Genomic DNA, 14,941 nt, shown 5'->3' with positions numbered 1-14,941 from the left:
AAATAAGTATAAGACAAAGATCAGAAAAGAATAAAATCAGAAAAATCATCTAAATCAGTCTAATCCTGGGAAAGACAGTTTCTCCCGCCGAAGGCGGGAAGGAATAATGAATTTATTTCGCCAGCGGATTATTCAGTGTTTCTTTCAGTGGCAAAGGATAGAACCCTTTATCTTCTGTTATTTCACGACCAGCGTCATGCATGTTTTGCACAAGTAAACCCCAGCGGCGCAGGTCATAAAAACGGCTGCCTTCCAGGGTAAATTCCATAACACGTTCATGCATCAACTGATGAAACACGTCTGGTACAGTGGTGAGATGCAGTGCGGGCATACCTGCACGGGCACGCACATCATTGATCTGCGTCATCGCCAGATCGGTGGCACCCAGCGCGTTTTGTGCTTCTGCATCTAATAATTTCACATCTGACAAACGCATTAACGGGAAATTAATAGCGACGTCGTTGCCTAACTGTTCCAGCTTTGCGGGTATCCACTTACGGAAGGCGATGGCATTGGTGGTGAATACATCTTTATAAAGCCCACCATATACCCGGAGATTAGCCGGGTCATTAAAATAAGCATCATTAAAAAATATGGTGTTGTAAATACGATGATCGTATAGTCCGTCTGTCGCTACTTTCCCTTCTTTCTGCATTTCTGTAAGCAGGCGTGGCGTACCATAAATTTCGCCATAACCACCCAGTTCGGAAGCAGCAATCCAGTCGCTCACCTGGGATTTATAGTATGCACCGTTAGATTCATCATTGGTTTGCTGTAACTCAAATACAGATTCGGTGCTATTTGTAAGCGTACCATTGAACATTCCGAGGTAGTTAGCAGACAAACTATACTCATTGGATTTTATCACCTTTTCCAGCCAGGTAGCGGCTTCTGCGTAATAGGTTTTATTGTTGGCTGCGTCCTCTCCTGCGCGGTAAATCAGTACTTTTCCCAGATAAGCCTGGGCAGCGCCTTTGGTTACACGACCCAGTTCCGTGCCGGGTCTTTCACTGCGTAATGGCAGTTTAGGTTCTGCGGCTTTCAGGTCTGCGATGATGAAGTCCCACACTTCAGGGCGTGTAGCAGGTGCCTTAGGCAGATCAGTCTCCCCTTGCGGCACTTTATCGCGGATAATGATCTTCCGATAATTAGTCAGCAGCTTAAAGTAATAATAGGCACGCAAGAAATGTGCTTCCGCCAGGATCTCGTTTCTGCTGGAATCATCTATCTGCTCTGGTTTCATGGCTGCTACCTGTTCTAAAACCTGGTTGCTGAAATTTATGCCACGATAATTATCTCTCCATAACAGGTCTATCGCATAGTTACCGGAGTTATAATTGAAATTGTAGATTTCCATCCACCAGCTATAGTTGTAGGCATCGCTGCCTGGTTCTACAAAGTCTTCTCTATAATATTCGCGGCAAGAACGGGCTTCCACAAAGTTATCCCAGCCAATAAAACTCTCCAGTTGTGAGTAGGCAGCCGAAAGCCCTGTCAATGCGCGATCGCGGGTAGTCCAGAAATTATCTGTTGTAAGTTTGTCAGGAGATTGCTGTTCCAGCAATTCTTTTTTACAGCCCGCAAAGAGGACCATACTAAAACATAAAAACGAAGTATATAGCAAAGATCTTTTCATAACCGTTTTTTTAGTAGACATAAAATGCTGTTAGAATTCCAGTTGTACCCCTGCCATCAAGGTTTTGTTCTGTGGATACATCCAGCGATCAACACCATTATTTAATACATCTGTGCGGCCAATTTCCGGATCAGGACCGGAGTATTTAGTAAACGTGAGTATATTCTGTGCGCTGGCGTATATGCGTAACCGTGTTATTTTTGCTTTTTCCAGCAAACGGGGTGAAAAGGTATATCCCAATTGTAATGTCTTCAGTCGCAAGTAATCACCTTTTTCCAGGAAGCGGGTAGATTCACGGTTGTTGTTATTTGGATCACCTAATACTGCGCGGGGAACGTCTGTATTGGTGTTTGTTGGCGTCCAGGCTTTGAGTGTGCTCACATCAAAATTACGGCCGGCATCCATTCCCTGTAGTTCATATTTATCGCCATTGTAGATCTTATTACCAGCCACACCCTGCCAGAAGAGTTGCAGGTCAAATCCTTTGTAACCTACAGTCATATTCAAACCAAATTCCACTTTTGGAAAGGCGCTACCCATATAGGTTTTATCGTTTGTATCAATTACACCATCGCCGTTGGAATCACGGAAACGTACATCCCCTGCTTTAGCATCCGGTTGATACAACTCTCCTTTTTTATTTTTGTAAGCAGCCACTTCTGCATCCGACTGGAAGATACCATCTGCCTGGTACAGAAAGAATGCACCTATTTCGCGACCTACCATAGTGGTGTTAGGTATTGGCCCAGTGCCATATTTCAGGCCGTCGCCATATAATTTTTGTCCGTCGTTTGCCAGTGCCAGCACTTCATTTTTCACCTGACTAACGGTACCGGTTACACTATAATTCCAGTCTGATTTTTTATCTGCCCAGGTTAATTCCAGTTCCCAACCACGGTTATTTATGCGTCCCACATTCAATACCGGCTGATTCAAACCAGCGCTGGGGGCCAGGTCTTTGTAAATCAGCATGTCTTTAGTGGTATTATTAAAAACGTTAAAAGCACCGCTGAGTTTACTCACGATAGCGAAGTCGAAACCAATATTTTTACTGATGATCGTTTCCCAGCGCAGGTCTTTATTTTTAAGGTCCCAGGATGCACCACCGGGCCAGGCTGTAGCACCACTACCCTGTACATAGCCACCAGCTCTGGTATTTTTGATGGTGATGAGTGCCTGGTGATCATATTCTCTCAACGCATTTTCATTTCCCAATTCACCATAGCTGGCGCGGAGTTTCAGGAGATTAAGCCAGGAAAACTGTTGCATAAAAGGTTCGCTTTGCATATTCCAACCCACGGAAGCAGACGGGAATACACCATAGCGGCGGTTTTCACCAAACTTGGAAGAACCATCGCGGCGAACTGATACCTGTAATAAATATTTGCTATCGTAGCTATAGTTGATACGTCCTAAAGTAGACAGGCGATCATATTGCGGACGACTACCACTGGCGCTGAAAGAGCCGCCGGCTGCACCATCCATGGTATTAAAGGAAGGATCCAGAAATCCACCCGGAACAATGGAAGTTACTATCTGTCCATCTTTTACAGTGTACACATTGGATTTACCATCTGCTACTGTGATAACATTATTACTGCTATTTTCTTCTGCGGTGTAACCAGCCAGCAGGTTGATACTATGTTTACCAAAAGCGCGATCGTAGTACAACAGGTTTTCCATCAAACGCTGGCGGGTGTTGGTACGGCCGTCTGTCAGCTGAGCATAAGGCTGTATCGGGTCATTGGCGTTAGCGCGATATGGCGGGTGATAGGCGTAGTCGAAGAAGTTCGTATTATTCAGACTTACATTGGTAACAAACTTCATCCCGGTGATCAGCTGCAGTGTTAATCTTGCATTGCCACTGAAATACTGGCCCTTGTTATAATTACTATTGAAATGGTTCACACCTACCGGGTTTTGGTATTTAGGTAACTGATCTACCTGTAACGCATATCCGTATTTTTCTTTGCTGTCATATACCGGCAGCAGGGGTGATTGGAAATAGGCATCCTTTACGCTGAATTGCAGATCATTGCGTTCTGTTTCCGCGTAGGTGAGGTTCATTTCAATATTTAACCGGCCTTTTTTGTATTCGTTGCGCGCGCGCAGGGATTTCTTTTTGAAATCGGTACCGATAAAAGTACCCGTTTCCCTGGTGATATTTCCGCTGAGACCATAGTTAAAATATTCGCCGCCACCAGTCAGGTTCAGGCTATAGTTTTGTGCGTGTGCCTGTTGGGTAATTTCATTCTGCCAGTCGGTATTTGCACCTGCTTGTTTTGAAAGATAAGCCGGGCGCTTGTCTGCGGGTGTTCCTGCATTGCTGTACATCATGTCGTGTACTTTCAGGTAGCCGGCAGCATCCAGGAGATGCATTTTGCTTGTTGGGCTTACAATGCTGTTATATCCACTGAATTCAATTTTAGGCGGTCCTTTTTTACCTTTCTTAGTTGTAACGAGGATGACGCCATTTGCACTTTTAGAACCATAAATGGAAGCCGCAGCACCATCTTTCAGCACTTCTATAGAAGCAATATCATTGTTATTGAGATAATAAGGATCAGCAGGTGTTCCATCCACAATAAACAAAGGCTGGTGGCCACCAAAAGTGCTGATACCACGCAGTTTGATATCTGCTACCCCGCCGGGCGCACCGCCCACATTTACCACCGTTAAACCTGCTACTTTTCCCTGCAACGCATTTACAGGATTATTGGTAGGCACATTAGCTATCTCACTACCTTTTACAGAGGAGATAGCGCTGCTTACATTTCTTTTGCTCTGGGTGCCATAACCCACTACTACCACCTGGTCGAGTATTTTAGTAGAAGCATCCAATGTAACAGAGAGCTCGGAAAGCCCTTTCACAGGCACTTCGCGGCTCTCAAAACCAATGTAGGAAACTTCCAGTACTGCACCATCCGGCAGGTCGGTGAACTTAAAAGCACCGGATGCATCTGTGAGCACGCCTTTGGTACTTCCTTTCAATCTTACACTCACACCCGGCAAGGTTTCACCGTTAGCAGATTTTACCACTCCCTTCAGCGGTTTTTCCTGCAACGGCGCCTCCGTTGTTGCCACCATACTAATTGGCGCAGGTACTTTTACGAGGATGATATCTTCCGTAAACCTGAACTGCAAAGAAGTAGCATGGCTGATTTCCTGCAACAGGCTTTCCACCGTACGTTCCTTTTTATCGATGGTAAGTGGTTTTATTTTCTCCAGATCATCGAGATTATAGGAAAATTTCAGGCGGGTATTTTTCTCGAGGTATTGTAATACGAGTAATACTTTTGTTTGCCTGAACCCTACGTCTATTTTATCTTTCAGACCTTCCGCTACCTGTATCCAGCTGAGCAAAAGGATAGCCAGGAGCATGCCACAGCATGCCCTAAAAAGAGAATTTTTTTTCATAACGGCTTATTTAGCTTTAGCTAATGTTTGGTTGATAGTATAAACAGTGTATCATTTTTTGTAACCGATTCCAGCCCATTCACGAAGCACACGGCCGCCAGTACTTCGTTCAGTGGTTTGTTTTTGAATACGCCATTAAAGCGGATAGGCTTATATTTACCTGGTTGTATTATTACTTTAATACCATACCAGTACTCCAGCGTTTGCGCAATATCATTGATGGAAGCGTTATTGAAAGACAACCGTCCATTGCGCCAATCCAGCTCTTTATTGCTATCAAAAATATGTTTATTGAAAGCAGGTGTCTGTTTACCGGTGGTTAATTGTTCACCGGGATGTAACTCAAGACTATCCTGCACTTGTGTTATCCGTACACTTCCATCCAGCAGAGATACAGTAGCCTTCTCATCAAAACTATATGCACGGGCCTTAAAAGTTGTGCCCAGGGCCTGTACGCCAAGGTTGCCCATATGTACAATAAAAGGTTTGTTCACTGCTTTTGCTACTTCAAACAGGGCTTCCCCCTCCAGCGCTAACTGCCGCTGCTGTGTATTGTAGGTAGAAGGCACATGTAAAATACTGTGTGCATTCAATATCACACGGCTACCATCTGCCAGCTGTATATTACGGCGCATGCTATCACCTGCGTAATAAACGGTATATGCTTCGGGGTTAGTAACGGGATGATGACGATGTGTGGCCAGCCACCAGCCGCCAATTGCTACAGGAAGCATAAAGGCCGCGGCTATCCGCAAAAAGCGTTTCCATCTGCTTCGGTGTATAGGAATGACGACCGCTGTTGTTTTGTCTGAAGTGGCGATGGCACTTTTGAGTTTACCAAACTCCGTTTCCTTTTCTTCTGGTGTAAGCCGGAGCCCCAGCGTAAACAGCCATTGACGGGCCTTTTCGGCTTCCGCCTTTTTATGCGGATACCTTTCCAGCCAGCTTTCCCAGAACTGCACGTCAGATTCGCTACTGCGTAAACAGTACCGTACAAAGGAGTCGTTTAAGATAAAGTCTTCCGCCTTATACTGCTGTAGATCCATTCCGGCCATTTTATATAAAGAGGCCATACCCTGGTTATTTTTACCAAAGTATTCAGGAATTTTTTTCGATATCTATCAAAAGCAGCAGCAGCGCGATAAATGAAGCATCCGTATATACTTCGCGGATGCGTACCAGGGCGTTGTGGATGGTATTATAAATGGTGCGGGGAGTAGCAGCGGTTTTAGCTGCAATTTCTTCTATACTTAAATTATCGTAAAAACGTAAACGAATAAACTCTTTTTGCCGCCAGGTAAGCAGGTCCAGCATACGTTCCAGCTTTTCCTTTACCTGCTGGTCTGTTTCCTGGCGGATCAATACTTCTTCATATGAGCGCTCTTCCGGCTCTTTAAAAAGCATACTTTCCTGGCGGGCCACGGATTTGTTATGCTTAGTAAGTATTTTATATAACCTGCGTTTGAAGCAGATAAACAGGTAACCCTTAATGTTACCGGGCATCTCCAGCTGATGGCGTTTCTGCCATATCTCTACAAAAACATCATTAATGGCCTCTTTAACCATCGCTTTATCCAGTACTACCGACACACCATAATGATACAGGTTATCATATACCTCGTGGTATATTTTGTATAAACCCTGTTCATTATCCTGCTTCATTTCATGCCAGAAGCCTGCATAGTCCTTTTCATAATCACGACTATGCCCATTTTCGGTTGATTGCGGTTTATATTCCGGATAAAACATACGATTAATTATAACGTTGAGGCCTGAAAGCGGTCAGGTCAATGCTGGTTTGTTCACCGTTTGCCAGTTGTGCCAATAGTTTTCCCGTGGCAGGTCCGAGGCTTAATCCCATCATAGCATGCCCTCCTGCGAGCAGCAAATTACTATATTGTTTTGAATATCCGATAAAAGGTAATCCATCCGGGGAGCAGGGCCTGCACCCATGCCATACTTCTTCTTTTTCAGGCATTGTTACGGGAAGATTACCGAAATAACGCTGTACAGATTCCACGATACCCGCTACCCTGTTCATGTTCACCTTATCATTAATAGGTGCCACTTCCATGGTTCCACCATACCTTAATTTATTGCGCATGGGTGTCAGGGCAACCCTTGCCTCACATAAAATAGCCGGTATATTTAAGTTCACTGCCGGTGCATCCAGTGTTACAGAGTAACCTTTGCCCGGCATCATGGGAATATTAAATCCTGCCAAACGCGCCACCGCCGGCGTCCAGGAACCCGCAGCCATTACAAACAAATCAGCAGTATGCGTATCTTCACCGGCTACAACGGCACTAACTTTTCCTTGTGTTGTTTTAATAGCTGTGACTTCTGTATGTGGTAAAAACTGTACGCCACTCTTTTGCAGGTAAGCGATGAGTTGCTGCATCAGTTCATTCGGATACAGGTGTGCATCACAGCGATAATGCACGCCTCCCAGCACATTCAGTTCCACATTGGGTTCCAGCTGTTGCAGAGCGGCTTTATCCAGTACAGCTGCATCCAATCCCATATCGTTGGCCTGTTTTGCCAGGTGAGCTTCTTCTTCCGCTACCGCAGCTGTTTTATAGTACATGATTATGCCCTTTCGTTCCAACCCGAAGTCGAAGCCCGGTTTTTGTGCCAGCTCTGTAAACAGTGAGCGACTCAACAAATTGATATCGCGTAATGGAATAGCTGCAGCCGCGGCCTGTTGGGCGTTGGCACTTTTCATGAATTTAAGTCCCCAGCCAATGAGTTGTTTATTCAGTGCCGGCTTCACATAAAAAGGGCTTTTGCTGTCAAACATCCAGCGGATGCCTTGTGATATAATGCCTGGTGCAGCCAGTGGTACAAAGTGACTGGGCACTATCATACCCATATTACCGTAGGAGCAGTTGTTTTTAAAATCTCCTTTATCCATTACCGTTACTTCCCAACCGCTTTCCTGCAGGTAATAAGCGCTGCAAAGCCCGATGATACCACCTCCTATGATGATTGCTTTCATATTTAATTTCGATTACGGATCTAAGCGGGTATTGTCTGAACTGTGATTTTTTTGATTTTTATGATTATCCTGATGAGCGGAGATCTTAGCAAGTATTTTCTGAACCAGGATTTAACAGATTGAATGGATTACCCTGATGGATGCCGAAGATTACAGCAGAAATATTCGCATATATCTTCGGATAAAACAACATAACACCCATCAGGGTAATCCATTCAATCTGTTAAATCCTGGTTCAGAAAATACTTGCTAAGATCTCCGCTCATCAGGATAATCATAAAAATCAAAAAAATCACAGTTCAGACAACACCCGCCTGGATTCCAATTATTTTTAAATCACTTGAAATCCGTGTACATACGGATCTTCGTCATCCAACAAAATAGTGTTATAGCCTGTCACCATGGCCCAGCCTTCAATACCCGGCACAATGGCCGGTTTGCCGTCGATGGTAGTTTCTTCTTCGATTGTGCCGATAAACTGTGAACCGATGATACTTTCATGAATAAACCGGTCGCCTTTTTTTAATTTCCCTTTCGCATGCCACTGGGCCATTCTGGCGGAAGTGCCTGTACCACAGGGAGAACGGTCGATAGCTTTATCTCCGTAAAATACAGCGTTGCGCGCTGTAGCATCCGGACTGATAGTTGCACCCGTCCATAAGAGGTGGCTCAATCCTTTGATGTGTTCATTTTCAGGATGTACAAACGTATACTTTTCGTTTAGCCTTTTACGTAGTTCCCTGCTCCAGGACACCAGCTGATCTGCCGTGTGATGTTCCAGGCCATGGAAATGTTCCTGCGGATCTACAATTGCGTAGAAGTTGCCACCATAGGCAACGTCCACCTGTAGTGTACCTAATCCGGGGCATTCCACCGACAGGTTTTCTGCAGCGAGAAAAGATTTTACGTTGGTTAATTTTACCGATTTTACTTTTTTACCTTCCTGTACATAGCTCACCAGTACCAGTCCTGCAGGCGTTTCCAATCGTAGTTTACCTGGCACTTTAGGTGTAATCAGCCCCTGTTCAATAGCAATTGTTACGGTGCCAATAGTACCATGACCGCACATCGGTAAACAGCCGCTTGTTTCTATATACAGTACACCGATGTCATTTGCGTCGTCTGTTGGGGGGTAGAGGATACTGCCGCTCATCATATCGTGTCCGCGTGGTTCAAACATGAGGCCTTTGCGTATCCAGTCATATTCCTGCAAAAAATGCAGGCGTTTTTCCATCATGTTGTTTCCCTTGAGAATGGGGCCACCGCCGGCTACCAGTCGCACCGGATTACCGCAGGTATGGGCGTCTATACAAAAGAAAGTGTTGGTTGACATCTGCTAAAAAATATAAAAATTAAATTTTGATTACCACCCCTGCCCCTCCTTGTCAGGAGGGAGCAATGCAGCGAATGAAAACATTTTGTTGAATATGTTTTGTTATCCGCTTTAATCTCCGCTGCATTGCTCATTAAAAATCACCTCTTACTTACTAACGGCATCTCTTGTGATTTCACCATTTACTTTGCGCCAGATATTTAATGGATTCCCATCTTTTAAAGCATCCGGGAGTAGCTGTTGTGGCCAATCCTGGAAACATAATGGCCGTGCAAAACGAAGGATGGCCGATGCGCCAACAGAAGTACTTCGTATATCCGTGGTAGCAGGAAATGGTCCCCCATGATGCATGGCATAACCCACTTCCACGCCGGTAGGTACGTTATTGAAAATAATTCTGCCGGCTTTATCAGCGAGTAGTTGCAGCGCTACCGCAAACTGCTGAAGATCTTCCGGTTCCGCCATTACCGTAGCGGTTAATTGTCCGTGGAGTTGCGAAAGCACGGTTTGTAATTCTTTCTCATCCGCACAAACTACCAATAGTGATGATGGTCCGAATACTTCCTGCTGCAGCTCTTCGCTGGCCAGGAAATGTTGGCCACTTACGCGATACAGCGCAGGAGCGCCTTTTGTTTGTGCCACCTGAGAGGCACCAGACACCAATGTTTGCACACCTTTCCTGCGTGCCAGCTGTTCCCTGTTTTCGTAGTAGTGATAACAGATGGCAGGATTCAACATAGTGCCTGCTGCAATGCTGTGCAACTGTTGTTGCAGGGCAGCAGCAAATTTCTCTGTCGCCTCGCCGGCCAGCGTAATGAGCAGTCCGGGATTGGTGCAAAACTGCCCTGCTCCCATAGTAATAGATGCAGCATATTGCTGTGCTACCTGTTCTGCTGCAGTAGCCAGTTTGGCGGGCAGCAACAATACCGGGTTTACGCTGCCCATTTCTGCGTATACAGGGATCGGTTCCCGTCTTTGCGTTACCGCATCAAAAATAGCCATCCCTGCTTTGAACGAACCGGTGAAGCCAATGGCTTTAATGCCATTATGTTTCACCAGTTGCTGCCCTAATGCGGGGCCGGCACCGGTTAAGCTGGAAAACACGCCATCGGGCATACCACATTGCTGTGCTGCTTTTTGTATAGCCACCGATACCAGTTCATTAGTGCCGGGATGTGATTCATGTGCTTTTACAATCACCGGATTACCTGCTGCCAATGCGGCGGCGGTGTCGCCACCTGCTGTAGAAAATGCCAGTGGAAAATTGCTGGCAGGGAATACCAGTATGGGGCCCAGCGGCACCAGCATTTTTCGTATATCCGGTCGCGGTAGTGGTGTTCGTTCCGGCTGAGCGGGGTCGATAATTGCATCTACCCAGGAGCCTTCGCGCAATACTGCCGCAAACAATCTAATCTGGGTAACGGTACGCATACGTTCGCCCGTGATACGTGCCAACGGCAATCCTGATTCCGCTACTGCCCTCTCCAGTAATGGATCACCAATAGCCAGTATTTCAGTAGCAATGGTTTCCAGGAATACCGCCCTGACTTCCGGAGAAGTATGACGGTATGCCCTGAAAGCAGTGGTAGCTTTATTTACAGCCAGTTCTACCTCTGCACCCGTAGCTATTGTAAAAATTTCCGGCAGTGTGGCATTACTAACGGGATCGTATGCACGCAGCTGATCAGTTCCCGTTGCCGAGGTAGTGAAACCAATGATATTTTCGCCAGTTATACTCATGAAGGCAAGTTTAAATATTCCGGCAACACAGGTCGTTTGGAGATGCTATCGGCTATCACTTTATTTACATGTGCCAACTCCTCTCCCTGTGGAAGCAACCTGGGGGCTCGTACATTCGTACTACCGATCCCGTTAGCTGCAGCCGCCATTTTAATATATTGTACCAGTTTGGGATGAATATCCAGCTCCAGCAGCGGCATGAACCAACGGTAAATAGCCAGTGCTTCAGCAATACGGCCGGCTTTAGCCAACCGGTAGATAGCTACTGTTTCGCGTGGGAAAGCATCTACCAATCCTGCTACCCAGCCATTGGCACCTACGAGCAGGCTCTCTAACGCTAACGTATCTACGCCGCAAAGCATGCTGAAACGATCACCGAAGCGGTTGATCATACGGGTAACATTGGTGATGTCGCGGGTGGATTCCTTTACTGCCTGGATATTGGGAGCAGCAGCCAATTGCGCAAACATATCAAGCGTAACCAGGATCTTATAATCTACAGGATTATTATAGATCATAATAGGTAACGAAGTACTGTTAGCCACTGCGAGGAAGTAAGTCACCGTTTCGGTGTCATCTGCCTTATAACGCATAGGAGGTAACAGCATCAATCCCGATGCACCTGCATCTTCTGCTGCTTTAGCGCACGCAATAGCAGCACTGGTAGTTTGCTCTGCAATATTCATGATTACGGGTAATTTTCCCCCTAAAAATGCTACCGCGTGTTTTACCAGTGCATACTTTTCTTCATTCAGTAAACTACTGGCTTCTCCCAGTGAGCCACCGAGAATAATGCCGTTTACACCGGCAGCGACCTGCGCTTCCAGATTTTTATCAAACAGGTCGTAATCAATATGATCGTCTCCTGTAAAAGGTGTGAGCAATGCGGGAAATACGCCTTGCCAGTTGATTTCTGCCATTTTCCGGTCCGTTTTAATAGTAACAAAAATAAGTGGCTGCACCCGATGGAATGCTACTGTAATTAATCAATTGTACACGGATTTTAACCCGTTATGGCACCGAAAGCGTTAAAATGAAGATATTTACGCAAATGGGACAGATCGGGAAAATTTATCTTAAATTAGCAAACATTACCTGCATTCTATAAGAATCCCATGTATCAGAAGATCCTCTTCGCATATTTTATAACGTTGTTAATCCTGGCAAAAGCTGCAACAGCACAAACCTGTACAGCCATTGGTCAAAATCCGTCTACCGCATTTCCGGTTTGTGGTACAAAAACCTTTCAACAACAATCGGTGCCCATTTGCGGAATCAGGAATATACCAGGCCCTCAGTGCAATACCCCGGGTAATGGTCCACATATGGATAAAAATCCCTTCTGGTATAAATTTACCTGTTACACGGCCGGCACACTGGGCTTTGCCATCACCCCTATTGTATTAAATGATGATTACGACTGGCAATTGTTTGACGTTACCGGCCATCAGCCGGATGATGTGTATACTGATATGAGCTTGTATGTATCGATGAACTGGTCAGGCGAATCCGGTATCACCGGCGCCTCCTCCGCAGGGACCTCCCTGGACGTTTGCGGCGGATACAATCAGCCGCTATTCAGCTCCATGGCCACGTTGCAGCAAGGGCATAATTACCTGCTGCTGATCAGCCACTTCACCGATTCACAAATCGGATACCAGCTGACTTTTGGTGGCGGAACGGCTAACATCACCGATCCTACCATGGCACAGTTAAAAGATGCCGGCTATTATTGCGGCCCGGTTACCGCTGGTATAAAACTGAGCAAACGGTTAAAATGCAACAGCCTCGCCGCCGATGGCAGCGATTTTGCTTTTTCTCCCGCAGGGCCTAAAATACTCAGTGCCAAAGGAGTTGATTGCAGCAGCGGTTTTGATATGGACTCCCTGGTGTTGCAACTGGATAAACCACTGGCTCCGGGTAATTATACGCTGGTATCACAAACAGGCACTGATGGCAATACCCTACTGGATGCCTGCGGCAACGCACTTACAGTCGGGCAGCGCATCAGTTTTACTGTTGTTCCACCACCTCCTGCTATCATGGGTGCTGTAAACACATTGCCCTGTGCACCTGACCAAATACAACTTACGTTTCCACAGCCTATCCGGTGTAGCACTATTGCTCCGGGTGGCGGCGACTTTATACTCAGCGGCCCTTCACCCATCCGGATTACGGGCGCCACCGGCAATTGCGATGCCAACGGTCTTACGCAAACTGTCACCCTTCAACTGGATCAACGCATTCTGCAGGATGGAGATTATAAAATAACGCTGGTGAATGGCCCTGATGGCAATACACTTGAAAGCGAATGCCATGTGCTGATACCCTCCGGAGGTGTAGCTGGTTTTCATATTCCACCACAACCCTTTGTACCATTGGGGAATATCATTCCACTGCCTTGCGCACCGGATCAGATACAACTGCAATTTGACCAGCCGGTTCGCTGTAGTTCCGTTTCAGGCGATGGCAGCGATTTTATTATCAATGGCCCCTCACCTGTTGTGGTAACAAGTTCCACCACTACCTGCGATGTTGATGGCTTTACTAAAACAATTATTCTACAGCTAAAAAAACGCATTTTACTGCCCGGTAATTACCAGGTACAACTGGTATCCGGCAGCGACGGAAATACTTTGCAGAGCATCTGCTGGCAGCAAACGCCCGCGGGCTCGGCCCAACCTTTTGTTATTGCTCCCCAGCCAGCCGTACTATTACTTGATGCAGCACCGGCAGTTTGTAATCCTGTCAGCATAAAAGTAGGTTTATCTACACCAGTGCGCTGTACTTCCATTGCGCCTGATGGCAGCGATTTTACTGTCACCGGCCCAACAGCAGTGCACATTGCAGGGGCAACAGGCATCTGTAACAGTAATAACCTGGCAGATTCAATTGAATTAAAACTATCCAACGTTATTCAAACAGCAGGTGATTATGTTGTACAACTTACTACAGGCACTGATGGCAATACTTTACAAAGCGAATGCTGGCAAGAGGCCGTAGCAGGGCAGCATTTGAATTTTCGTACAGCCGATACCGTATCCGCCGCATTCAATTATACTTTGCAGCAACAATGCAGGATTACCACTGTAAATCTCACACATGACGGCAAACATGCTGTGAACGCATGGAAATGGAGTTTTGATGACGGAGATCAGTATACAATACAAAATCCTTCAAAAGTGTATACCAGCCTTGGTAACAAGCAGGTGACCCTTACGGTATCCAATGGTGTATGCAGCGATACCCAGGATAAAACCTTTCTTCTCAGAAGTGAGGTAAGTGCGTTATTTGATGTTGATCCAGGACCTTATTGTCCGCTGGATGTAGTGATACTGCAAAACAAAAGTCTTGGCAACATTCAAACGTGGAAATGGGAATATGGCAACGGAGCTTCCAGCACGGGTCCTACGCCCATACAAATGCAATACTTCCCATCTCAAAAAGAAGAGATCTATCATATCCGTCTGATCGTGGAAAACGGGGTGCATTGCCAGGATACAACGGATCATTATATTAAAGCGGTTACCAGCTGCTATATAGATGTTCCTACTGCTTTTTCTCCCAACAACGACGGACAAAATGATTATCTCTACCCATTAAATGCCTATAAAGCGCTGGACCTTAATTTTTCTGTATACAACCGTTTCGGGCAACTGATATTTGAAACAACAGACTGGACCAGGAAATGGGACGGCACTGTTGGCGGCAAGCCCGCAGACATAGGCACTTATGTCTGGATGCTGCATTATACTGAGAAAGACAGCGGGAAAAAAATTTTCCGAAAGGGTACAACGGTATTAATAAGGTAACCCGG

At 45.9% G+C, this 14,941-nt stretch carries 9 protein-coding genes; 1 reads left to right on the top strand and 8 read right to left on the bottom strand.

Annotation, left to right across the window (positions count from 1 at the left end):
• Positions 1–112: 112 nt before the first annotated feature.
• The 8 genes from CLV51_RS22325 to CLV51_RS22290 all read right to left on the bottom strand — a co-directional run bounded on the left by CLV51_RS22325 (position 113) and on the right by CLV51_RS22290 (position 12,044).
• Positions 113–1,636: a RagB/SusD family nutrient uptake outer membrane protein gene (locus CLV51_RS22325; RefSeq protein WP_158267113.1), complete on the bottom strand. Its 1,524-nt coding sequence runs from the start codon at positions 1,634–1,636 to the stop codon at positions 113–115.
• 30 nt (positions 1,637–1,666) lie between these two features.
• Positions 1,667–5,053 carry a SusC/RagA family TonB-linked outer membrane protein gene (locus tag CLV51_RS22320; protein WP_106530308.1) on the bottom strand — a complete coding sequence of 1,129 codons (3,387 nt, stop codon included), beginning with the start codon at positions 5,051–5,053 and terminating at the stop codon, positions 1,667–1,669.
• 20 nt (positions 5,054–5,073) lie between these two features.
• On the bottom strand, positions 5,074–6,099 hold the full coding sequence (locus CLV51_RS22315; protein WP_158267112.1) for a FecR family protein: 1,026 nt from the start codon (positions 6,097–6,099) through the stop codon (positions 5,074–5,076).
• Between the two features lie 52 nt (positions 6,100–6,151).
• Complete coding sequence (locus CLV51_RS22310) at positions 6,152–6,802, bottom strand: RNA polymerase sigma factor (RefSeq protein WP_106530306.1); 651 nt, start codon at positions 6,800–6,802, stop codon at positions 6,152–6,154.
• 4 nt (positions 6,803–6,806) lie between these two features.
• A complete protein-coding gene (locus CLV51_RS22305; protein WP_106530305.1) occupies positions 6,807–8,051 on the bottom strand; it encodes an NAD(P)/FAD-dependent oxidoreductase in 1,245 nt (414 codons plus the stop codon).
• A gap of 331 nt (positions 8,052–8,382) precedes the next feature.
• Entirely contained in the window at positions 8,383–9,384 is a 1,002-nt protein-coding gene (locus CLV51_RS22300; RefSeq protein WP_106530304.1) for a 4-hydroxyproline epimerase, read from the bottom strand.
• 147 nt (positions 9,385–9,531) lie between these two features.
• Positions 9,532–11,124 carry an aldehyde dehydrogenase (NADP(+)) gene (locus CLV51_RS22295; RefSeq protein ID WP_106530303.1) on the bottom strand — a complete coding sequence of 531 codons (1,593 nt, stop codon included), beginning with the start codon at positions 11,122–11,124 and terminating at the stop codon, positions 9,532–9,534.
• Positions 11,121–12,044, bottom strand: a complete 924-nt coding sequence (locus tag CLV51_RS22290; RefSeq protein ID WP_106530302.1) for a dihydrodipicolinate synthase family protein — start codon at positions 12,042–12,044, stop codon at positions 11,121–11,123. Before CLV51_RS22290 ends, CLV51_RS22295 begins: the two co-directional genes overlap by 4 nt.
• A gap of 195 nt (positions 12,045–12,239) precedes the next feature.
• Between CLV51_RS22290 and CLV51_RS22285 the strand changes: the two genes are divergently transcribed.
• A complete protein-coding gene (locus CLV51_RS22285; RefSeq protein WP_106530301.1) occupies positions 12,240–14,936 on the top strand; it encodes a PKD domain-containing protein in 2,697 nt (898 codons plus the stop codon).
• Positions 14,937–14,941 lie beyond the last annotated feature (5 nt).

The sequence above is a fragment of the Chitinophaga niastensis genome (assembly GCF_003014755.1).
Lineage (GTDB): Bacteria > Bacteroidota > Bacteroidia > Chitinophagales > Chitinophagaceae > Chitinophaga > Chitinophaga niastensis.
This window is presented reverse-complemented; position numbering and strand designations above follow the sequence as displayed.

Excerpts from the sequence above, each read along its gene's own strand:
- CLV51_RS22315 (WP_158267112.1), bottom strand. The coding sequence starts at position 6,099 with ATGGATCTACAGCAGTATAAGGCGGAAGACTTTATCTTAAACGACTCC.
- CLV51_RS22320 (WP_106530308.1), bottom strand. The coding sequence starts at position 5,053 with ATGAAAAAAAATTCTCTTTTTAGGGCATGCTGTGGCATGCTCCTGGCT.
- CLV51_RS22305 (WP_106530305.1), bottom strand. The coding sequence starts at position 8,051 with ATGAAAGCAATCATCATAGGAGGTGGTATCATCGGGCTTTGCAGCGCT.
- CLV51_RS22295 (WP_106530303.1), bottom strand. The coding sequence starts at position 11,124 with ATGAGTATAACTGGCGAAAATATCATTGGTTTCACTACCTCGGCAACG.
- CLV51_RS22300 (WP_106530304.1), bottom strand. The coding sequence starts at position 9,384 with ATGTCAACCAACACTTTCTTTTGTATAGACGCCCATACCTGCGGTAAT.
- CLV51_RS22285 (WP_106530301.1), top strand. The coding sequence starts at position 12,240 with ATGTATCAGAAGATCCTCTTCGCATATTTTATAACGTTGTTAATCCTG.
- CLV51_RS22325 (WP_158267113.1), bottom strand. The coding sequence starts at position 1,636 with ATGAAAAGATCTTTGCTATATACTTCGTTTTTATGTTTTAGTATGGTC.
- CLV51_RS22290 (WP_106530302.1), bottom strand. The coding sequence starts at position 12,044 with ATGGCAGAAATCAACTGGCAAGGCGTATTTCCCGCATTGCTCACACCT.
- CLV51_RS22310 (WP_106530306.1), bottom strand. The coding sequence starts at position 6,802 with ATGTTTTATCCGGAATATAAACCGCAATCAACCGAAAATGGGCATAGT.